At 60.9% G+C, this 22,343-nt stretch carries 12 protein-coding genes; 5 read left to right on the plus strand and 7 right to left on the minus strand.

Annotated features, from left to right (window positions below; genetic code table 11):
• The first annotated feature begins 157 nt into the window (after positions 1 to 157).
• On the plus strand, positions 158 to 1,960 hold the full coding sequence (locus tag KBY08_RS11695) for an acyl-CoA dehydrogenase (protein ID WP_096136034.1): 1,803 nt from the start codon (positions 158 to 160) through the stop codon (positions 1,958 to 1,960).
• A gap of 22 nt (positions 1,961 to 1,982) precedes the next feature.
• Here the strand turns inward: KBY08_RS11695 and KBY08_RS11700 are convergent, their stop codons facing one another.
• A complete protein-coding gene (locus tag KBY08_RS11700; RefSeq protein ID WP_096136035.1) occupies positions 1,983 to 4,631 on the minus strand; it encodes a dermonecrotic toxin domain-containing protein in 2,649 nt (882 codons plus the stop codon).
• 99 nt (positions 4,632 to 4,730) lie between these two features.
• Entirely contained in the window at positions 4,731 to 7,865 is a 3,135-nt protein-coding gene (locus tag KBY08_RS11705) for a dermonecrotic toxin domain-containing protein (protein ID WP_225651146.1), read from the minus strand.
• Positions 7,866 to 8,114: 249 nt separating this feature from the next.
• Here KBY08_RS11705 and KBY08_RS11710 point away from each other — a divergent pair, with 249 nt between their 5' ends.
• Positions 8,115 to 9,857, plus strand: coding sequence for a potassium/proton antiporter (locus tag KBY08_RS11710; protein ID WP_003414375.1), 1,743 nt, complete (start codon positions 8,115 to 8,117; stop codon positions 9,855 to 9,857).
• A gap of 38 nt (positions 9,858 to 9,895) precedes the next feature.
• Positions 9,896 to 13,285 (plus strand): mechanosensitive channel MscK, encoded by a 3,390-nt coding sequence (gene mscK, locus KBY08_RS11715; RefSeq protein WP_003404597.1) that lies wholly within the window; start codon positions 9,896 to 9,898, stop codon positions 13,283 to 13,285.
• A gap of 58 nt (positions 13,286 to 13,343) precedes the next feature.
• On the opposite strand, the gene KBY08_RS11720 is transcribed toward mscK, so the two are convergent.
• From KBY08_RS11720 to KBY08_RS11740, 5 genes are read right to left on the minus strand one after another with little or no spacing between them, the layout of a single operon-like run.
• Positions 13,344 to 15,077: an acetyl/propionyl/methylcrotonyl-CoA carboxylase subunit alpha gene (locus tag KBY08_RS11720; protein WP_096136037.1), complete on the minus strand. Its 1,734-nt coding sequence runs from the start codon at positions 15,075 to 15,077 to the stop codon at positions 13,344 to 13,346.
• Complete coding sequence (locus tag KBY08_RS11725; RefSeq protein WP_111522141.1) at positions 15,074 to 16,678, minus strand: 5-oxoprolinase/urea amidolyase family protein; 1,605 nt, start codon at positions 16,676 to 16,678, stop codon at positions 15,074 to 15,076. The genes KBY08_RS11720 and KBY08_RS11725 overlap by 4 nt, the downstream gene beginning before the upstream one ends.
• A gap of 9 nt (positions 16,679 to 16,687) precedes the next feature.
• Positions 16,688 to 17,482, minus strand: coding sequence for a putative hydro-lyase (locus KBY08_RS11730; RefSeq protein WP_096136039.1), 795 nt, complete (start codon positions 17,480 to 17,482; stop codon positions 16,688 to 16,690).
• Positions 17,483 to 17,484: 2 nt separating this feature from the next.
• Positions 17,485 to 18,249, minus strand: a complete 765-nt coding sequence (locus KBY08_RS11735; RefSeq protein WP_024641081.1) for a LamB/YcsF family protein — start codon at positions 18,247 to 18,249, stop codon at positions 17,485 to 17,487.
• Between the two features lie 15 nt (positions 18,250 to 18,264).
• Positions 18,265 to 19,497: an NRAMP family divalent metal transporter gene (locus KBY08_RS11740; RefSeq protein WP_011266439.1), complete on the minus strand. Its 1,233-nt coding sequence runs from the start codon at positions 19,495 to 19,497 to the stop codon at positions 18,265 to 18,267.
• 253 nt (positions 19,498 to 19,750) lie between these two features.
• Here KBY08_RS11740 and KBY08_RS11745 point away from each other — a divergent pair, with 253 nt between their 5' ends.
• Complete coding sequence (locus tag KBY08_RS11745) at positions 19,751 to 20,416, plus strand: GntR family transcriptional regulator (protein ID WP_080266962.1); 666 nt, start codon at positions 19,751 to 19,753, stop codon at positions 20,414 to 20,416.
• 138 nt (positions 20,417 to 20,554) lie between these two features.
• Positions 20,555 to 22,018: a protein adenylyltransferase SelO gene (gene selO, locus KBY08_RS11750; RefSeq protein ID WP_024640348.1), complete on the plus strand. Its 1,464-nt coding sequence runs from the start codon at positions 20,555 to 20,557 to the stop codon at positions 22,016 to 22,018.
• Positions 22,019 to 22,343 lie beyond the last annotated feature (325 nt).

Genomic DNA, 22,343 nt, shown 5'->3' on the forward strand with positions numbered 1-22,343 from the left:
GTGTCTGAAAGACACCGACCGTTCCCATGCTCTGGACGCTCTGCGTCCGCTCTCGATGCACCCTCACCCACGCTCGACCATCACCCGAATCAATCTTGCTACCCTCGCCCCTCAACCCGACCTAGACTTGAGCCATTCCAAGAACAGGTACGCCATCATGTCCGAGTCGCTGCTCAGTTCCCGAAATCTGGCTTTCGAGCTGTATGAAGTGCTGGACGCCGAAGGTCTGACGCGTCGCGAGCGCTTTGCCGAGCACTCGCGGGAAACCTTTGATGCGGCGCTGGGGACGGCGCGCGTCATTGCAGAAAAGTACTTTGCACCGCACAACCGCAAGGCTGACGAAAACGAGCCGCGCTATGAAAAGGGCGAGGCGATTCTGATCCCGGAGGTCAAGCCTGCGGTGGATGCGTTTATTGCGGCGGGCTTTCTCAACGCATCGCGTGATTTCGACGTGGGTGGCATGCAGTTGCCTACCCTGCTGTCGCAAGCCTGCTTTGCCCACTTCCAGGCCGCCAACGTCGGGACCACGTCCTATCCGTTTCTGACCATGGGCGCCGCAAACCTGATCGAAAGTTTTGGCAGTGACGAGCAGAAGCAACGCTTTCTGCAACCGATGATCGAGGGGCGCTTTTTCGGCACCATGGCGCTGACCGAGCCCCATGCGGGTTCATCATTGTCAGACATCCGCACACGCGCCGAACCGGCAGATAACGGTACGTATCGGCTGCGCGGCAACAAGATATTCATTTCCGGGGGCGATCATTCGCTGTCGGAAAATATCGTGCACCTGGTGCTGGCGAAACTGCCAGATGCACCAGGGGGCGTCAAAGGCATCTCACTGTTCATCGTGCCCAAGTTTCTGGTCCACGACGACGGCAGCCTCGGCAAACGCAATGATGTGCTGCTGGCAGGTCTGTTTCACAAGATGGGCTGGAAAGGTACGACCTCTACAGCGCTGAACTTCGGCGATAACGGCGAGTGCGTCGGCTATCTGGTCGGCAAGCCTCATCACGGTTTGAGTTACATGTTCCAGATGATGAACGAAGCGCGTATCGGCGTTGGCTTGGGCGCTGTCATGTTGGGCTACGCCGGTTATCTGTATTCGCTGGATTACGCTCGGGATCGACCTCAGGGTCGCCTGCCCGACAGCAAAAGCCCCGAGAGCACGCCCGTACCGATCATCCAGCACGCTGACGTGCGGCGCATGCTGCTGACCCAGAAGGCTTACGTAGAGGGCGCGTTTGACCTGTGTCTGTATGCCTCACGGCTGTTCGACGACACCCAGACCGGAGAAACCGAAGACGTCCGCAAGCACGCCCATGAGCTGCTGGACCTGCTGACCCCCGTCGTCAAATCCTGGCCTTCGGAGTTCTGCCTGAAGGCCAATGAACTGGCGATTCAGGTGCTCGGCGGTCATGGTTACACCCGCGAGTACCCCGTTGAGCAGTACTACCGTGACAACCGGCTCAATCCGATTCATGAAGGCACTCACGGCATTCAGTCACTGGACCTGCTCGGGCGCAAGCTGGCGCAGAACGGTGGCACCGGCCTCAAGCAACTGTTGCGCCTGATCGCCAACACCTGCGAGCGCGCGCAGGCTCACGAGTCACTCGTTGAACTGCGCCAGCCTCTGGAGCAATTGATTGCTCGCTTGCAGGCTGTCACTCTGGGGCTGCTGGGCGATCTGGCGCAAGGCAGGATCACCAGCACACTGGCCAACTCGGCGCTGTACCTCAAGGCATTCGGTCACACGGTAATCGGCTGGCGCTGGCTGGAACAGGCAATCCGCGCCGAGGAAGGCCTGGGCAAGGGTAATTCGGCCGACAGCGACTTCTACCACGGCAAACTGCAAGCTGCCCGGTATTTCCTGACGTGGGAAGTACCGGGCAGCCATCATGAACTGACGATTCTGGAAAACCGCGATGACACCTGTCTGGCAATGCGCGATGACTGGTTCTGATCAAAACCAGGCTGGCTGTTGATCAGTGCGGGCTGAACAGGTCTGTCATTGGATTCTGTGGAAAAAACCGGTCGACCAGTACCTTGGCATCTGTCCCCAGCTTAAGCGCGTATTGCTCTCGACTGAATGGCTCGCCCGTGCGCATATCGTAAAGCGCCCGCCCCTGGATTGGACGATCGACCTCCTGCATCTGGACTTTCATGATGCGATAAAACTCACCGCTCACTTCTTCGATGCTGTCGATCTGAAAGTAGCATCCGGGCAAGAAGATCGATTCGGCCTCATCGGGCGAGGCCGAGAATGGCGCAACGGGCGTGGCCCGCAGATAACGCCCTTTGGGCAAAACGAAGACCACCGAGGTGTCATCGAACGTGACCGGCCCAAGCATGGCGCTAGCGGGCGCACCGGCCCGACTGCTGGCGAAGGCGCTGACCACGTAGGGGTTTTCGCTGAACGAGGTGACATCGGTATTGACCAGCACGTCGCCGACCTTGATCTGCCCGCTGCGGAACACGGCACCCGAGGTGCCCCGATCACCACTGCCGCCACGGTACAACTCGACATCATTGTTGTACCCCACCACATGGATATCATCGGCCAGCCGTTCGACGGCTCTGACCTGGTTTCGGCCCAGGCTCTCACCGGTACGCAGGAACCTGTTGAATTGCGCATCATCCTGGGTATACAGCGTGATATTGGCGGCGTAATAGTCGTCATCGCCAAGCTTGAAAACCCGATGTTTGCCCTGCCAGGGGTCCCTGTATACCTCGTTGCCATCGGGCGAAGAATCGGACTCCAGGACATCCTCCGGGGTCGCGTCCCAGATTGACATGACCTGTTTCTGCCGGGCCAGAGCTGTTTCTGCAAAGTGCTGCTCATTGAAAATGTCAGTTTGCAAATACCGGTCCCAGAACGAGGAACCTACTGTCGCATAAGGTTTGCCAACCGGGGCAGATGCGCTGCCTGACGGAATCTGCACATCCATAGGAGAGCCGCCCTGCAAGCCGGGCGACGCCATCAGCGTCCATTTCCCTTCGGCGTTCAGACGAACCGGCTTGCTGCCGATGAACGCAAACGGGTTATCAGGATTGACGACCATCCAGCACTGCTGTTGCTCATTGAACATTACGCGATAAGGCAAGTGCGCCAGCTTGATCCAGGTTTCGCCGTTACCCAGCGTGTAGACGCCGCGCAACCTGCCCTCTTCGGCTGAGGGCGTGAGGGTGTCGAGCAGCAGGTTGCCTTCCATGTTATCCAGCGGGTTGGCAAGCACGCTGCCGCCCTCCAGGGCCTCACTGGAGATCGATGCGACGTCCGTTGTCGTTACCTGTAAAGGCTGGGGAGCGACACGTATGGACATCAGCAGAGGAAGATTGAAGAGTAGATAAAGCGTGTTGAGAATCGCGCCCAGCACACCAGCCTTGCGTTGCGCAGGGGTTTTGCCATTGACCGCCTGATCAATATTCAACCCGGTATTGGCAAGACTTGCCCCGACAAGCGTCAAAGCAACCGGCCAGCTCAGCGGCGCAAGCCCGCCAAACGCCCGCAGGAATGCGCTCAGATAGCCGATCCATATCTGCTTGAGCAGGTCGGTATTGGACGTCAGGATCTCGCGTGCATCGGCGCTCATTGCCTGCCGGGCAACGTCACGCAGGTAAACAAAGGGATCACCTGCAATAGGCGCTTGCGACTGGTTGATGAGTCGAACGTCAGCACGCCAATCGTGCGCGAGCAAATCGCTCACCGCGCGCGCAAACCTGGCACCATCTTGTGTCCGGGACGCCTCACCACGCAGGAAATGGCCTGTCATCGCCTTGGCTGCCTGCTCGCCCATGAACTGTTCCTTGAGCCAGTGGTACAAGGCGCGCTCGCTGTCGAACGCCATAAAAGGCTGTTCGGCATCAGGCCAGTAAATCACCTCCCGCCCACCGGCAATGACGATACGCAGCAGGTCATGGGCCTTGATGCCGTCGATATCCAGCGTATGTACCGACACACCGGGCGGCAACGGCAGCGGCTCCTGCAATGCTTTCAGCGTAGGCGTTTGCAATGGATCGGCAATAACGACGCGGGTGACCTGTTTGAAGTCGTCGGGTGACAGTTGGCCCTTGCGCAGGCAATGGCCGGCGGCAACCAGATATTGCGCCTTGGCCAGAATGCAAAAGTTGTCACTGTGAATGTTCCAGAAACGCTCCATTCGGCGGGTGTACAACGAACTGAAATCAAGCGTCCACATGTCGTTGAGCACATCCTGAGGCAGCATGGGCACCTCATTGCGCTCGTCGAAAAACCCGTGGTCCGGGCCATCGGTATAAAAACCACCGTACAGGGAGAGCTCATCGCTGGCTTCCTGGTCGTGGGCGCTGAAGTGCTTCATGAGCAGCTCGATCAACGTCATCGACTGCACAGGCTTTCCGGAATGCTGCCAGCCGGTGAAGGTACGCGGGCTGCTGCTGGCGGAACCGAAACGATGCCAGTACACCTTTTCAGGATTGAACATCCTGTGGGTGTGTTGAAGAATGATCTTGCTGGCTGCGATATAGGCCAGATCGTGCAGATCGGGATAGTCGAGAACAAACTGCTGCGCACGTTCGCGCAGCAGTTGCTGATCGGTTTTGGAGGCTTGCGAGGGTGGGGGTGACATAACGTCTTCCTGTGTGAGAGAAGTCATGCACGTAATCACCCATCGCAGTGTTCATGGCACTAACTATCTATGCCGTCACGCGCCTGTCGATGGTTCGGGCTCAGCCACTGGCCTGTCCACTGAACGCTACCACTCGTTCGCAGAGCCTGGAGTAATCTTCGCCGTGGCCTTGAAGGGGAAATAGAAGTCCACGGTATCCTTCAGATAGGCCTCGTATATGACGGACAGGACTTGATCAGGCGGAAGATAGGAGCGCGCCAGCAAATCGAAGCAGTCAGGTCGCAGCCTTCGCAAAACATCTGACATCAGTTTGGGGCCGGTCAAGTCCGAAATACGTGTCATATAAGGCGTCATCCTGGCTTTTGATGCGGCTTTCGTGGCGTCGCCGGTACGGTCGATGTAGGGCCTGCGGGTGCTGAAGAACGCTTCGTTGGTCTGCTTCTCGCTGTCGAAGCGTACCTTTATCTCCTTGAGCATCTGTTTTAAAACAGGATTGTTCGGGTGACTGCCGAAGTGACTGTTTCCCGGCCCTTTATAACCCAGATGCTCCGCCTGCAGTTCCCTTCCCAGCAGTACGTCATTCGGACCGGCTTTCAATGGAAATTTTGCGAAAGGGACGTTGATCGTGTCGTCGCAATCGACATAGATACCGCCATACTCGTCAATCAGCCGATAGCGCAAAATATCCGAGGCAGCAGCGTAATTACGGTTATCCGAGTGCCGGAAGTAATTGAATGCCTCGCCGTTTTCGCCGCTCAGGAAGTCTGGATAGAACGCTTCTTCCTTGAGGCGGGAAATATGCATTTGCGGCTGTTCAAAAAAGTAATCGAACAACTGCTGGTCAGCTGCCGGGTCATCGATATCTATGTGCAGTTGAAAGCGCAAATCCGGACTGGTGCGCATGTTGCTCAGCATCTTTTCCAGGAGGTCTGCACCCGGCGTTCGTTCCCCCATCCAGATGTGGTGAACGATGCGGCTTATGGGTTTGGCGTCTGCCGGCAGGCTCGGTACACGAGGAAAAGTATAGAACTCGAAACGCTGGCTCTGTGGCAGATTTGCCTCAAGTTTCTGGAATGTGTCTTTGGAACCGCGGTTCCACACCCCGTCGCGATCCAGCCACACCAAGCCGTCCCTGTCAGATGGGTCAGTTCGCCAGCAACGAATATCGGGGTCGTAATAGACATTCGTCTTTTCCCCCCTCACCTGAACGAAATACTTCTCTATGACGGTCCCTCTTGATTGACTCAGTACCTCCTCGATGCTGATACCGTCCATAGGCAATTCGACCTGCAACTTGGGGGCCCAGCGCTGGACTTCGATTTTCGGCTCGCCGGGCACCACCGGTACTACGACGCTTTCTGCTTCACTGGCAGGCGGCAACTGCGTACCGTCGAAACTTTCCCCGCCGCGCAGCCCCAGCTTGAGGTCCAGGTCCCAGTAGCCGGTGTCGACAGTCTTCACATAGGGCCCCCACACACGAGGATCCGCGGCGGAGCGAATTCGGTACTGTTTCTCCTGCGGCACCCACTCCACCCGGAACGCACGATCATGCAGTTCGATGTAGCGTTTGCCTTCGAGCGGATAGATACCCGCCACTTCGCCCGACGCAAGTCCCGGCAGTTCCTGAGGCGCTTCAAGCGCGCGCAACAGGCGGCGCATTTTCTTGTCAAGCGAGCGCAGTGCCGGGGGTTCCGGCCTGAAAACCGGGGCTGGCTCAATATCGATGACAGGGTCGATCTCAGTCGATGACCCTGGCACCTCATAGCCGCCACCCGTCTCGTCAACCAGCCCTGTTTCAACTCCGGCCTCGACCGCCTCACCCTCCTCGCCAAGAATCGGCAGCGCGTTCAAGACGCCGAAGGCAATCCGCCCAAGCCCAGCCTGACGCTCCTCCAGCGTGTGACCATTCACGGCGGCGTCAACACCCAACCCGACCAGCGCGAGAGACAGCCCTGCGACCACCGGCATCAGCTCGGGAAAGACGATGGCAACGCCACCCAGAACGGACACGCATTCGCTCAAACCGCTGCTGGCTTCCTCTTTCCAGTAGTCGCCATGGCTGCGGATTTTTTGCAGCGCATCGATTTCGGACTTTGCCCTGACCCGAGTCTTGAAGTGCGAGAACGGCCAAGGCTGCAGAGGTTCGCCAAACTGCACCAGCTTTCGGGGGTTCCATGCCCCCGTCGCGGAGTCCAGCAGCTTCGGGTAGACGGCAAAGCCTTTCAGGGCAGTGGCCACACCGCTGTAGAAAAAGCCATCCAGGTCATCGGCAGCACTGAAGTGCGCCTCCAAAGAACGGCGCTTGCCGGGGTCCCTGCACATCAGCGCGACCCAGTCCTTGAGTTCGTCTGCGTTCTTGAAGGCATGAATGGGTGACGAATTACCGGGTATATAGAGCAGCACGGTCGGCGAATCGGCGCTGCGTATGACCATGATGTCGACGGCACTGTAACCGTGAACCAGCAGCTCGGAAATCGTCACACGGGTGGCAATCGGGGCAGCGACAAAATCGTCGAAACTCAGCGTTTTCCAGCCCTGATCGCCGGGCAGGCCAAGCGCCTCAAGTACCATGGCCTTGTGCTCGGCCTTGAGGGTATTTTCTTCGGCTTGCAGCCAGGCTGCCTTGAACAACCCGGCCTTTAGCATCAGGTTGTAGTCTTCGCCATGCGCGTGCCAGAACTGCTTCAGATAAGCGATATACCCTGATTGCAGATTGTGATCCCAGATGTATTGCTTGAATGCCTCGGCATTAATGCCAAGTTGTGTCGTTGCGTCATAGCGCTGCGGGCTGGTTTTTCGGTAGATGGCCTCGTAAGCGACGCAGTCGGAAGCGAGCAGCTTCTCGTCCACGACCTGGCAGTCGAAACCGCCATCACTGTGGGGTTGCAAATGCCCGAGGTGATCAAACCAGTTGCCATTGCCCTTTTGCTGCCAGTTACGCAGCAGCGCCTGGGTCAGTGTCATCGAGTGAACGACATTGGCGCGGTGAGGTGCGGGGTAGAGCCTCGGATCTTCGATATACAGAGTGGCGATCAGGGTGTCGTCCGGATCAATCTCGACGCCCCACCGCGACTGGCATTCCTGTGCCACATCCCGCGCAGCCAGGGCGGCAGGTGACTGCAGGTTGATCGGGTTGAGCCGGAAGTAATCGCTGACCGAAAAGTCTTCGTCTACCCGTTTCCGGAACGCTGCGTCAGAGTCATCATCGCCAGCCCTGTCGGCATCGTCGAAGTCGTAATGTGCTGCAAACTCATCATCCATGATGAAAACCTTCTTGGTGGTAGGAGCCCCGACAGTAGTGAGCAAGAAGGTCTGGTCTGCGGTATATAGCTATGCGTCAGCCGCTGGATTGCAACCAATCGTGAACCCGGGAGCGCCGCTCTGGGTCAATCGCCCTAAATTGATCTTTGACAGCCAAGCAATTCAACAGGTTAAATCGCTTGGCATGCGGACTGCATGGTCAGTTTTCGCCCCTCTCGTTGCAATTCAGTTTTCTACGGAGTACCGCCCTTGGACGCCACCACCATCAACAGCCTGTTCCTGATCGGCGCGTTGCTGGTAGCCGCAAGCATCCTGGTCAGTTCTCTTTCGTCGCGCCTGGGCATTCCGATTCTGGTCATTATTCTGGCCGTAGGCATGGTTGCAGGCGTCGATGGCGGCGGGATCATCTTCGACAACTACGCGACCGCCTATCTGGTCGGCAACCTTGCGCTGGCGGTGATCCTGCTCGACGGCGGGCTGCGAACGCGGGTGGCCAGTTTCCGGGTCGCACTGTGGCCGGCCTTGTCGCTGGCGACGGTAGGCGTGCTGATCACCACGGTACTGACCGGCATGATGGCTGCGTGGCTGTTCAATCTCAGCGTTATCCAGGGCCTGTTGATCGGCGCGATCGTCGGCTCCACAGACGCCGCGGCGGTGTTCTCCCTGCTGGGCGGCAAAGGTTTGAACGAGCGCGTTACCGCCAGCCTCGAGATCGAGTCGGGGAGCAACGACCCCATGGCGGTGTTCCTGACTGTCACCCTGATCGGCATGCTCGCCAGCGGTCAGACCGGCTTGCACTGGGGACTGCTGGGGCACCTGATCCAGGAATTCGGGATCGGCAGCTTCATCGGTCTGGGCGGCGGCTGGATCCTGCTGCAACTGGTCAACCGCATCAATCTGGCCGCCGGCCTCTACCCGATTCTGGTGATTGCCGGTGGCCTGGCAATCTTCGCCCTGACCAACGCCATCCACGGCAGCGGCTTTCTCGCGGTCTACCTGTGCGGTCTGGTGCTCGGCAACCGGCCGATTCGCAGTCGCCACGGCATCCTGCACATGCTCGACGGCATGGCCTGGCTGGCACAGATCGGCATGTTTCTGGTACTGGGCCTGCTGGTCACGCCGCACGATCTGCTGCCGATTGCGATACCAGCGCTGGGTCTGGCGCTATGGATGATTCTGGTGGCACGTCCACTGTCGGTGATGGTCGGCCTGCTGCCGTTCAAGGCCTTCCATGATCGCGAAAAAGCCTTTATCGCCTGGGTCGGACTGCGTGGCGCGGTGCCGATCATCCTCGCGGTGTTCCCGCTGATGGCCGGCCTGCCCAATGCGCAGCTGTACTTCAACCTGGCGTTCTTTATCGTGCTGGTTTCGCTGTTGCTGCAAGGCACTAGCCTGCCGTGGATGGCCAAACTGCTGAAAGTGACGGTTCCGCCTGATCCCGCGCCGATTTCCCGGGCCGCGCTGGAGGTACACGTCACCAGCGAATGGGAGTTGTTCGTCTACCGCCTGGGCGCTGAAAAGTGGTGCATCGGCGCGGCGCTGCGTGAGCTGAAGATGCCGGAAGGCACGCGTATCGCGGCACTGTTCCGCGGCCAGCAACTGCTCCACCCGTCCGGCAGTACAACCCTGGAAGTCGGTGATCTGCTGTGCGTGATCGGCCACGAACACGACCTTCCAGCGCTGGGCAAATTGTTCAGCCAGGCGCCGCAGCGTGGGCTGGACCTGCGTTTCTTCGGCGACTTCGTGCTCGAAGGCGACGCAAGGCTGGGTGAAGTGGCGGCCCTGTATGGCCTGAAACTCGACGGCATCGACCCTGGAATGCCGCTCAGCCAGTTCATCGTGCAGAAGAACCGTGGCGAACCGGTGGTCGGCGACCAGGTTGAATGGAATGGAACTATTTGGACGGTTGCCGTCATGGACGGGAACAAGATCCAGAAAGTGGGCGTCAAATTCCCCGAAGGAACCCGCCCGGGCCCCGGACTGTTCCTTTAAACTGCCAACCCACACGTATCATCATGCGACCGGTGTCTATGTTTTCCCTGCGTTCCTTTTGTGCTGCCGCACTGTTTGCGCTCTGCCTGTCTTCTTTCCCGGCGCTCGCCGCCGACCCGCCCAGCAGCGCCGCTGTTCAGCAAAGCCTCGACAAGATTGCCGACCGCAAGCTGCCTGATGCCGAGCAAAAGGCACTGCAACAGGTCCTCGAACAGACACTGGCGTTTCTGAACAGCAAGCAGGACAGCGAACAGAAACTCGAAGCGCTCAAACAGCAGCTCGCCCAGGCGCCAAAACAGACTTCGGAAAACCAGCGTGAACTGGCCCGCCTGAAAGAAAGCAAAGTGGTGCCTGTGGCCCAGCGCTATGGCGGCCTCGACGTGCCGCAGCTGGAGCAACTGCTCAGTCAGCGCAGCACCCAGCAGAGTGATCTGCAGAGCGAACTCAACGACGCCAACAGCCTGGCCATTACCGCGCAAACACGGCCGGAGCGTGCCCAGACTGAAATCAGCGCCAACCAGACGCGCATCCAGCAGATCAACGCCATCCTCAAGAATGGCAAGGACAACGGCAAGACCCTGAGCGCCGACCAGCGCAACCTGCTCAATGCAGAGCTGGCCTCGATCAACGCCCTCAACCTGCTGCGCCGCCAGGAACTGGCCGGCAACAGCCAGTTGCAGGACCTGGGCAACAGCCAGCATGACTTGCTGACCGAGAAGGTCGCGCGCCAGGAGCAGGAAATTCAGGACCTGCAGACCCTGATCAACGACAAGCGCCGCGCCCAGTCGCAGAAAACGGTTGCCGACCTGTCCCTGGAAGCGCAGAAGTCAGGCGGCAGCAGCCTGCTGGCGACCGAAAGCGCTGCCAACCTCAAGCTCTCGGACTACCTGTTGCGCGGCACCGATCGCCTCAACGAACTGACCCAGCAGAACCTCAAGACCAAGCAGCAGCTCGACAACCTGACCCAGACCGATCAAGCCCTCAGCGAGCAGATCAACGTGCTGAGCGGCAGCCTGCTGCTGTCCAAGATTCTCTACAAACAGAAACAGGCATTGCCGCACCTTGAGCTGGACAAGGGGCTGGCCGATGAAATCGCCAACATTCGCCTGTATCAGTTCGACATCAACCAGCAACGCGAACAGATGAGCACGCCGACCGCTTACGTCGAAAAGCTGCTCGCTACCCAGCCGCCTGAAAACGTCACCCCGCAACTACGCCGGACGCTGCTGGACCTGGCCATCACCCGCAGTGACTTGCTGGAGCGCCTCAATCGCGAACTGAGCGCGTTGCTCAACGAATCCATCACCCTGCAACTGAACCAGAAGCAACTGACCAGCACTGCTCAGGGGCTGCGCGCCACACTCGACGAGCAGATGTTCTGGATCCCCAGCAACAAGCCGCTGGACGTGGAATGGTTTCAGAATATCTGGCCGCGTCTGCAAAAGCAGGTCGCCACCCTGCCGTGGACATCCAGCCTCAGCGAACTGTCAGACGGCCTGACCCAGCGGCCGCTGCTGTTCCTGCCCTTGCTGCTGTTGATCGGCATACTGACCTGGCGGCGCAAGGCGCTGTACCAGAAGCTCAATCGCCTGCACGCCGACATCGGTCACTTCAAGCGTGACAGCCAATGGAAGACGCCACTGGCGCTGCTGATCAACGTGCTGCTGGCCATGCCCGTCGCACTGGGACTGGCGCTGTGCGGTTACGCGCTGCAGATCGACGCCCGCGGTCAAAACGCCAATCTGGGCGAGGCATTGCTGCAGATCGCCCTGGCCTGGCTGGTGTTCTACACCGCCTATCGCGTGCTTGCGCCGTCTGGCGTTGCGCAGTTGCACTTCCGCTGGGAGACGGCGCAAGTCGAGTTCCTGCGTGGCTGGGTGCGGCGCCTGGGGCTGGTGGTCCTGGCCCTGGTGGCGGTAGTGGCCGTCGCCGAACACCAGCCTGCCGCACTGGCCGACGACGTGCTGGGAATCGGCGTGGTGCTGACCTGTTACGCCCTGATGACCTGGCTGCTTGGCCGCCTGCTGATCTCCAGCCCCACGCATCACAATGCCTCACTGTTCCGCAAAACCGTCGGCGTCTTGTTCACGGCGTTGCCCGTCGCGCTCTTCCTCGCAGTCTGCTTTGGCTACTACTACACCGCGCTCAAGCTCAGCGACCGTCTGATCGACACCCTGTACCTGATGATGATCTGGCTGATGGTCGAGGCGACGTTCGTCCGCGGCCTGAGCGTGGCCGCCCGGCGCCTGGCCTATCAGCGTGCGCTGGCCAAGCGTCAGGCAGCCAGAGAAAACGGCGACAGCGACATTCCGGTCGAAGAACCCAAGCTGGACATCGAGCAGGTCAACCAGCAGTCGCTGCGTCTGATCCGTCTGGCCCTGCTGGCCGGTTTCGTCGGTGCGCTGTATCTGGTGTGGGCCGAGCTGATCACGGTGTTCGCCTACCTGGACAACATCATTCTCTACGAGTACACCAGCGGCACTGGCGCCAACATGAGCATGGTGCCGATCAGCCTGAGCGACTTCCTCGGTGCGGGGGTGATCATCGTCATCACCTTCGTGCTCGCCGGCAACCTGCCCGGCCTGCTGGAAGTACTCGTGCTGTCACGCATGAACCTCGCGCAGGGCAGTGCCTACGCGACGACCACACTGCTGTCGTACACCATCGCCGGTGTCGGCTTCGTCACCACGTTGTCGACGCTGGGCGTGAGCTGGGACAAATTGCAGTGGCTGGTTGCGGCACTGTCGGTGGGCCTAGGCTTCGGCATGCAGGAAATCTTCGCCAACTTCATTTCCGGCATCATGATCCTCTTTGAACGTCCGGTGCGGATCGGCGACACCATCACCATCGGTGCCCTGTCGGGGACGGTCAGCAAGATCCGCATCCGCGCCACGACCATCACCGACTTCGACCGCAAGGACATCATCGTCCCGAACAAGACCTTCATCACCGGCCAGCTCATCAACTGGTCGCTGACCGACACCGTCACCCGCGTAACCCTCAAGCTGGGCGTGGATTACGGCTCGGACCTGGACCTGGTGCGCTCCCTGCTGCTACAAGCCGCCCGGGAAAATCCCCGGGTGCTCAAGGAGCCAGAACCGATTGTCTACTTCCTGAACTTCGGCGAAAGCACCCTCGACCACGAACTGCGCATGCACGTACGCGACCTGGGCGACCGCAACCCGGTACTCGACGAGATCAACCGCTTCATCAATCGCGAGTTCAAGAAGCAGCACATCAACATCTCGTTCCGCCAGATGGAGATCTACCTCAAGAACACCCAGGGCCTGGAGTACAAACTGGTGCCCGCCGAGCCAAGCGACAAGGGCAATGCGCCGACCGGAAAAACCACCCTGCAGCCGGTGAACACTACCGTAACCCCGGCGACCAAGGATGCGCCCGAGCCGCCTGAGTTGCGGCTGGATTGAGAAGACTGACAGTGTGCGTCAGCCGCCCCCACGCGGCTGACGCACATTAACGATCAAGTCAGGCCTCAACCCGCCCAATCACCACCTTCGCCTCCAGATACCCCCCAGGCTCCTTGCTGATCTGCACGGTTCCGGCACACGGTGCCAGTATCGATGTTTCCATCTTCATCGCCTCCATGATGGCGATCACCTGTCCCTTCTCTACCATCGCACCGTCTTCAACCGCCCAGGCATGCAGGTTGCCCGCGACCGGCGTCAGGACTGCGTGCGGGTCCGGGGTGTCGGCGACTGGCTGGCTGGCGTCAGCCGGGGCGGCAGCGTTCAGGCTCATGCCGGCCAGCAGCGCAGCAGGCAGGCCCAGTTCGTGGCGTTTGCCGTCGATTTCAACAAAGGTGCGCAGCACGCCCGGATCGACCGGCTCTGCGTTGCGTGGGGCGATGGTGACGTGCTCGGCGAAGTCGGTTTCGATCCAGCGGGTGTGGACGGCGAAGGTATCGGCCGCGGTGAAGTCGGCATGGTCCATGACCGCCCGGTGGAACGGCAGCACGGTGGCCACGCCTTCCACCTTGAACTCGGCCAGCGCACGGCGGGCGCGGCTGATGGCCTGTTCGCGGGTGGCGCCGGTGACGATCAGCTTGGCGATCATCGAGTCGAAGTTCGGTGAGACCCGTGAGCCTTCTGCCACGCCGGTGTCCAGACGCACGCCCGGACCGGACGGCGGCTGAAATAAAGTGATAGACCCTGGCGTCGGCAGAAAGCCGTTGCCCGCGTCTTCGGCATTGATGCGGAATTCAAAGCTGTGACCGCGCGGCACAGGCGTGCCATCGAACGACAGCGGCAGGCCGTCGGCGACGCGAAGTTGTTCGATGACCAGGTCCACACCGCTGGTTTCTTCCGTCACCGGGTGTTCGACCTGCAAGCGCGTGTTGACCTCCAGGAACGACAGGGTGCCATCGCCGCTGAGCAGGAACTCCACCGTACCGGCACCGACATAGCCCGCTTCGGCGCAGACCGCGCGGGCCGACTCGTGAATGCGCTGGCGCAGTTCGTCATTCAGATAAGGCGCTGGCGCTTCTTCGATCAGCTTCTGGTTGCGACGCTGCAACGAGCAGTCACGGGTGCCGACCACAACCACCCGGCCATGACGGTCGGCGATGATCTGCGCTTCGATGTGCCGTGGGCGATCCAGGAAGCGCTCGACGAAGCACTCGCCACGACCGAACGCGGTCACCGCCTCACGCACTGCAGATTCGTACAGCTCGCTGACTTCATCGAGCTTCCAGGCGACTTTCAGGCCGCGCCCACCGCCGCCAAAGGCAGCCTTGATGGCAATCGGCAGGCCGTGCTGCTCGGCAAATGCGACCACCTCAGAGGCATCGTTTACCGGGTCTTCCGTACCGGCCACCAGCGGTGCGCCGACTTTCAGGGCGATACGTCGGGCCTGGACCTTGTCGCCCAGTGCGTCGATGGTCGCAGGATCGGGGCCGATCCAGATCAGACCGGCGTCGATCACCGCGCGGGCGAATTCGGCGCGCTCCGAGAGGAAGCCGTAGCCCGGGTGAACCGCGTCGGCACCGGCACGCGCGGCAACCGCCAGCAGCTTTTCGATGTTCAGGTAGGTGTCGGTCGGGCGCTCGCCCTGCAGCCCGTAGGCTTCATCGGCCTGACGCACGTGCAGCGCGTCGATATCGGCATCAGCGTACACCGCCACCGAGGCGACTCCGTAGTCACGGCAGGCACGGGCAATACGAACGGCAATTTCGCCACGATTGGCTATCAGAACCTTTTTCATCTGTTCTTGGTCTCGTCTGAAGTGGCGGGGCGCACTGGCTCGAAGGCGCTCAGCGGGTTGAAGCGAATGCGGGCATTGACCGGAATCTGCCCGGCCTTGTCCAGGTGGTAGGTGGCGACTGCGCCGATGACCGGATAACCACCGGTCAACGGGTGATCGGCCAGAAACAGCACCGGCTGGCCACTGGGCGGCACTTGAATGGCGCCGACTGTGGTGCCCTCGCTGGGCAACTCGCCATCGACGGCACGTTGCAGCGATTGCTCGCCCGCCAGGCGAATACCGATACGGTTGGATTGCGGCGTGACCCGCCAGGTCTGTTGCGCCAGCAGTTGCTGTGCTTCGGCGCTGAACCAGTCACTGCGCGGCCCCATGACCACATCCAGGGTGATGACCTCATCGCTACGCGGCATCTCGAAAGCCGGTTGTTCGGCAGTCGATACTGAAAGGCCGCCGGTTCTGCGCGTGAAGCCCAGCCGGTCACCCGCTGCCAACGCGGCGGGCCCGACCTGGGCCAGCGTGTCGGTGGACAGGCTGCCGAGCACCGGCTCATGAATGAAACCGCCACGAACCGCCAGATAATTGCGCAGGCCGGCAGTCGGGGAACCGATGCTGACCTGATCGCCGTTCTGTAGAGAAAAAGGCGCATAAAGCAGCGGCCGCAATTTTTGCCCTTCGGCGGTCAGCACCTCGACGCTGACCTGAGCCCCGGTAATCGCCACAACGGTCTGCCCCTGACAGGTAAACGTCAGGCCGCCCATGAGAATTTCCAGGCACGCTGTCGCCGGATCGTTACCCACCGCGCGGTTGGCGGCGCGCAAGGCGCCGCGATCCAGCGCGCCCGATGCGGAAACACCCTGCCCCGCGCGACCGGGACGCCCCAGATCCTGAAACAGGGTTTGCAGACCTGGCGTCTCGATCTGCAGATAGTCTTCGTTGACCGTCGTCGCCTGCGGCCGGACAGGTGCGGCAACCTGCACACGAGTCTCCGGGAGCGGACCGGCATCCTGGAAACGCACGCGGTAGCCGGGCTGGAGCAAGGCGGGCTCGTCGCGGCCCAGGTCCCACATGGTTGAGGTGGTCACCCCGATGATCTGCCAGCCGCCGGGGCTGGCCTGTGGGTAAATACCACTGAAACCACCGGCCAGTGCCACTGCGCCAGCCGGAATACGCGTGCGCGGCGTGCTGCGCCGTGGCACCACGAACCCGGCGCCGCCGCTGAGGTAGGCAAATCCGGGCGCAAAGCCGCAGAACGCAACGTTGTAGTCGCTGCCAGTGTGGCGCCTGATCACTTCCTCGACGCTGATATCCAGCTCGCGGGCGACATCGGCCAGGTCTTCGCCGTTGTAATGCACCGGTATTTCGATCAGCTTGCCCGCCTCGCGCGCCTTGCCACGAATGTCGCGCGTGGCGATCTGTGTGGCCAGTGCTTCGAAACCGATGGCTGACGGACGAAAGTGCACCAGCAACGTTCGGGCGGCCGGGACGATTTCCTCCACGCCAGCGATGGGCATCTGCTGTAACGATTCGAACAGGGCCAGGGTCTCGTCCAGATTCGACAGTTCAACCAGGAGTGCATCCAGGTTGGCCGGGTAGAAACGCATGAGCCTCTCCTATACGTGGTAATAGCTGTCCGGGATATCGGTAATGAACATGTGGCCCGGCGCGTGGGAAATCGCAAACGGCACACGGGACGCCATGACCACCGCCTGCGGGGTCACGCCGCAGGCCCAGAACACCGGAATCTCGCCGGGCCTGATCGTCACCGCATCACCAAAATCAGGGCTCGCCAGGTCGTTGATGCCGAGCAGTCCAGGCTCGCCGACGTGTACTGGCGCGCCGTGCACACCGGGATAGCGCCCGGTGATGCGCGCCGCTTCGGCAACCCGGTCCGCGGCGATCGGGCGCATCGACACCACCATGTTGCCCTGCAGGCGCCCGGCCGGGCGGCAGACCCGGTTGCTGCGGTACATCGGCACATTGCAGCCTTCGCTGATGTGGCGCACATCGATGCCGGCGTGCATCAGGTCGGTTTCGAAGGTGAAGCTGCAACCGATCAGAAAGCTGACCAGATCGGTGTGCTGCGCCCAGATGTGGCTCACATCACTCAGTTCTTCGGCCAGTTGCCCATCGCGCCAGACCCGGTACAGCGGCAGGTCGGTGCGCAGATCAGCCTGCTCGGCCAACAGGGTGGTGTGGCTGCCGGCCTCGGTCACATCCAGCACCGGGCAGGCTTGCGGGTTGCGCTGTGCGAACAGCAGAAAGTCATACGCCCATTCACGTGGCAGGGTGATCATGTTGCACTGGGTCAGACCAGGCGCCTCGCCAGCGGTCGGCGCGACGAATCCCTGGCGATAACGGGCACGGGCGGCGCTGGCAGCCTCGCGGGCGAGTTGCAGTGAGTTCATGATCAGCCTCGATTGAATGCGCGGACAGTGACGCCTGCGTCGTGCAGACGGTTTTTCAGGATGCGGGCGATGTTCACCGCGCCCGGGCTGTCGCCATGCACGCAGATCGAATCGGCCTGCAGGCTGATTTCGCGGCCATCTTCAGCCTCGATGACGCCTTCGCGCACCAGGCGCAGCATGCGCTCGGCGATCAGTTCGGCGTCGTGCAGCACCGCACCGGGCCGCGAGCGCGAGACCAGCGTGCCTTGAGCGGTATAGGCGCGGTCGGCGAACGCTTCGGCGACGCAGGAAAGCCCGGCTTCGCGTGCCCAGTCGAGCAGCGGGGAATTAGCCAGGCACACCAGCTTCAACTCGGGATCAATGCGCAGCAGCGCCTGAATGACCGCCGCGGCCTGACGCTGATCACCAGCAATGGTGTTGTACAGCGCGCCGTGGGGTTTGACGTAGCTCACGCTCGTCCCGGCGCTGCGGGCCAGGCCCTGAAGCGCACCGATCTGATAAATGACATCGGCGGTCAGCTGGTCGGACGGGACGTCCATGTTGCGGCGGCCAAACCCTACCAGGTCCGGGTAGGCCACATGCGCGCCGATGGCAACGCCCCGGGCCGCAGCGGCCTCGAGGGTGCGCAGGATCCCGGCCGGGTCACCGGCATGGAAGCCGCAGGCCACGTTGGCGCTGCTGACCACATCGAGAATCGCCTCGTCATCGCCCATGCTCCAGGCGCCGAAGCTTTCACCGAGATCACTGTTGAGGTCTATTGCAGGCATTTTTATTCTCCGAAATCAGGCTGCATTGATGAAGGCAAAGATAGGACCGACTGATTTGAACGCCATGTACCACGACAGCAGACAGGTCAGCACGCCCAGTACCAGCAGCCAGCGCGGGTAGTGGTAGCCGTCCATCATGTCGGACCGGCGCCAGCCGACGTACATAAAAATGCTCAGGCCCAGTGGCAGGATCAAACCGTTGAAGCCCCCGGCAAAGACCAGCAGCGCGGCCGGTGGTTTGCCCCACATGACGTATACGACCACGGTGATCAGGATAAAGCCGACCGTGGCGAGGTTACGAGCTCGCTCGGTGATGCGCTTGGAAAACACCGTGATGAACGACATCGACGTGTAAGACGCGCCGATCACGCTGCTGATACCGGCCGCCCAGAGCACCAGGCCGAACATGATCAGGCCGAAGTTGCCAGCGGCAGCGGTGAACGCCTGGGCCGCAGGGTTTGCGCCCTTACCGGACACGTCGATGACGACGCCGCTGGCGACCACGCCGAGGATCGCCAGAAAGAGTATGTAACGAACAACCCCGGTGACCAGAATACCGGTGAGCGCCGCCTTGGACACCACATCGATGTTCTCGACCCCGACGGTGCCGCGATCCAGCAAGCGGTGAGCACCGGCGTAAGTGATATAGCCGCCGACCGTGCCGCCGACAATGGTGGTGATGGCCGCGAAATCGACCATGTCCGGCAGGACGGTCTGGCGCAGCGCTTCACCCAGCGGCGGATGCGAGGCAAAGGCGGCGAACAGAATCAGGCAGACCTTCAGGGTGCCCAGCACCATCATGATGCGGTCCATGGCGATGCCGGCGCGGTGCGACGAAAAGATCGCGATGGCGATCAACGCGCTCAAGGCGCCACCCCATTTGGGATCAAGCCCGGTCAACGCGTTCAAGCCCAGGCCCGCACCGGCGATGTTGCCCAGACTGAATACCAGGCCGCCGAAGATGACCAATACCGCGAGCAGATAACCGCTGCCGGGGATCGCTGCGTTGGCCAGGTCGGCCGCGCGCATTCTGGTCAGCGTGACGATGCGCCAGACATTCAGCTGTACCACGAAGTCGATCAGGATCGAAGCCAGGATGCCGAAGGCAAACGCCGCCCCCAGCGTCGCGGTGAACGTGGCTGTCTGGGTCAGAAAGCCAGGGCCGATGGCAGAGGTCGCCATCATGAAGATCGCGGCGATCAATGAGGCGCGGCGCGCCTTGGTGAACTCATTGGCAGTCTGTGTCACGGCGGCATTCCTGAGATGAGAGGTAATCTGTTTGAGCAACGACCATGCCAAAGGTCATTCAAGCGCGCCAAGTTGTAGATACACAAAGATAATATTGTTGAACAATGTAGATGGTTTGGATCAACCATGTGCACCATGTTGTTACGCAGGGACTCAGGTGTGCTACCTGATGAAGCATCTGTTGACCTTCGTCCTTGCCAGCCAATCAGCTGTCGTGGAATATCGACCTGGCTTTTCTTTCTCTGGACCTTTTATGAACGACGCTGCTTCTACCCTCCCTCGCACCCTCGGAGAATCAATCACCACTGAGCTTCGCAGAATGCTGGTCGAGGGCGAGCTGGTGCCTGGTCAGCGCCTCTCGGAAGCCGCTCTGGCCGAGAGTCTGGATATTTCCCGTAATACCCTGAGAGAAGCCTTCAGAGTACTGACCCGCGAAGGACTGCTGACCCACGAGCCCAATCGCGGCGTCACCGTGGCCAAGCCTGATATGGCGTCGATCATCGATATCTACCGAATTCGGCGCTTCATCGAGTGCGGGGCGATTGCCCAGGCTTACCCACAGCATCCGGGTGTGCTGCACATGCGCAATGCGGTCGAGGCGGGCGTGCAGGCGCGTGAAGCAAAGGACTGGATTGCCGTGGGCACCGCCAACATGATGTTTCACAAGGCCATCGTCGAGCTGTCCGACAGCCCGCGATTGGTGGCGTTTTATGCGCAGATATCGGCAGAGTTGCGACTGGCCTTCGGCTTGCTCAACAATCCGGAACTGCTGCATTCGCCCTATCTGGACATGAATGCTGCGGTACTCGGGCGCCTGGACGCGGGCAAGACCGATGAGGCAACGCGCATGCTCGAGGATTATCTGGTGCAATCGGAACGAACGATTCTGGCCGCCTTCGAGCGAAGCCGGAACCGGTAGTCCGGGCGCAGGCCTGATCACCAGAACTACCACCCAGGGACCCGGTCTACGGGTTCTGACCGTCGCAACACGCCCGACGAGCCAGGCAGGCCGCCGCTTCGTTGAAAGCCTGAAATTCCCCTCTGGAGGCGATACGCTTTGAAAGCACTCGACGAACTCATTTTCGACAACCGCTTTGCCCGTCTGGGCGATGCGTTCTCCACTTCCGTGCTGCCTGAGCCCATTGATGCGCCGCAGCTGGTGGTAGCCAGCCAGTCAGCGCTGGCGCTGCTGGACCTGGCGCCTGAGCAGGCCGATCTGCCGCTGTTCGCGGAAATCTTCAGCGGCCACAAGCTGTGGTCGGAGGCAGAACCTCGGGCGATGGTGTATTCCGGGCATCAGTTTGGCTCCTACAACCCACGCCTGGGCGACGGTCGCGGGCTGCTGCTCGGCGAGGTCTACAACGATGCAGGTGAGCACTGGGACCTGCACCTCAAGGGCGCCGGCCGCACGCCGTATTCACGCATGGGGGACGGGCGCGCCGTACTGCGCTCGTCGATCCGCGAGTTTCTGGCCTCCGAAGCCCTGCACGCGCTGGGCATCCCCAGCAGCCGCGCGGGGTGTGTGGTCAGCTCCAGCACGCCGGTATGGCGCGAAACCCAGGAGCATGCAGCCATGGTGCTGCGCTTGGCGCAGAGCCATGTGCGCTTCGGCAGTCTGGAATACTTCTTCTACACCAAGCAGCCAGAGCAGTTGAAGACCCTCGCCGAACATGTGCTGACGATGCATTACCCGCACTGCCAGGAGCAGCCGGAGCCGTATCTGGCGATGTTCCGGGAAATCGTCGAGCGCAACGCAGAGCTGATTGCCAAGTGGCAGGCCTACGGCTTCTGCCATGGTGTGATGAACACCGACAACATGTCGATTCTGGGCATTACCTTCGACTTCGGACCGTTCGCGTTTCTGGATGATTTCGATGAGCACTTTATCTGCAACCACTCCGACCATGAAGGCCGTTATTCCTTCAGCAATCAGGTGCCTATCGCGCAATGGAACCTCAGCGCACTGGCACAGGCGCTGACCCCTTTCATCAGCGTGGACGCGTTGCGCGAGGCGATCGGTTTGTTCCTGCCGCTGTATCAGGCGCACTACCTGGACCTGATGCGCCGTCGACTGGGCCTGACCGTCGCCCATGAGCAGGACGAACAACTGGTCAGCCAGTTGCTGAAGCTGATGCAGAACAGTGGCGTGGATTACACCCTGTTCTTCCGCCGCCTGGGTGACCAGCCAGCCGCCGAGGCGTTGCGCACGCTGCGCGACGACTTTGTCGAGATCAAGGGCTTCGATGGCTGGGCGCAAGCGTATCAAGCGCGTATTGCCCTTGAGGACAACGGCACCGAGCAGGAGCGTCAGAACCGCATGCATGCGGTCAATCCGCTGTACATCCTGCGCAACTACCTGGCGCAGAACGCCATCGCCGCAGCGGAAAAAGGCGACTACGCAGAAGTCCGCCGCCTGCATCAGGTGCTCTGCACCCCCTTCACCGAACAACCCGGCATGCAAGGCTACGCCCAACGCCCGCCGGACTGGGGCAAGCACCTGGAAATCAGCTGTTCGTCGTGAGGCATTTGACCCCTATCGTGGCCCTGCTCCAGCGTAGGCATGCCGTTCCGGACGCTCTCCTGTAACTATCGTGCGGCGCTCAGCGTCGCATGCAGTTCTGGACGCTCCGCGTCCTGCCTTGAGCGTGCGGTGCGACGCAGATCTGTGACGCAGAGCGTCACGAAAGGCATTCCCACGCTGGAGCGTGAGGAACGATAGGCGCCCACAAGAACACCATCTAACTATCGTGCGACGCTCCGCGTCGCATGCCGTTCTGGACGCTCCGCGTCCTGTCTTGAGTGTGCGGTGCGGCGCAGATCTGTGACGCAGAGCGTCACGAAAGGCA

Origin of the sequence: Pseudomonas sp. P135 (genome assembly GCF_020312125.1) — a bacterium.
GTDB lineage: Bacteria > Pseudomonadota > Gammaproteobacteria > Pseudomonadales > Pseudomonadaceae > Aquipseudomonas > Aquipseudomonas fragariae.

What these genes read in the sequence shown, in the direction of transcription:
- KBY08_RS11705 (WP_225651146.1), bottom strand. Translation starts at nt 7,865, where the DNA reads ATGGATGATGAGTTTGCAGCACATTACGACTTCGACGATGCCGACAGG.
- KBY08_RS11725 (WP_111522141.1), bottom strand. Translation starts at nt 16,678, where the DNA reads ATGCGTTTCTACCCGGCCAACCTGGATGCACTCCTGGTTGAACTGTCG.
- KBY08_RS11730 (WP_096136039.1), bottom strand. Translation starts at nt 17,482, where the DNA reads ATGAACTCACTGCAACTCGCCCGCGAGGCTGCCAGCGCCGCCCGTGCC.
- mscK (WP_003404597.1), top strand. Translation starts at nt 9,896, where the DNA reads ATGTTTTCCCTGCGTTCCTTTTGTGCTGCCGCACTGTTTGCGCTCTGC.
- KBY08_RS11720 (WP_096136037.1), bottom strand. Translation starts at nt 15,077, where the DNA reads ATGAAAAAGGTTCTGATAGCCAATCGTGGCGAAATTGCCGTTCGTATT.
- KBY08_RS11735 (WP_024641081.1), bottom strand. Translation starts at nt 18,249, where the DNA reads ATGCCTGCAATAGACCTCAACAGTGATCTCGGTGAAAGCTTCGGCGCC.
- KBY08_RS11700 (WP_096136035.1), bottom strand. Translation starts at nt 4,631, where the DNA reads ATGACTTCTCTCACACAGGAAGACGTTATGTCACCCCCACCCTCGCAA.
- KBY08_RS11745 (WP_080266962.1), top strand. Translation starts at nt 19,751, where the DNA reads ATGAACGACGCTGCTTCTACCCTCCCTCGCACCCTCGGAGAATCAATC.
- KBY08_RS11695 (WP_096136034.1), top strand. Translation starts at nt 158, where the DNA reads ATGTCCGAGTCGCTGCTCAGTTCCCGAAATCTGGCTTTCGAGCTGTAT.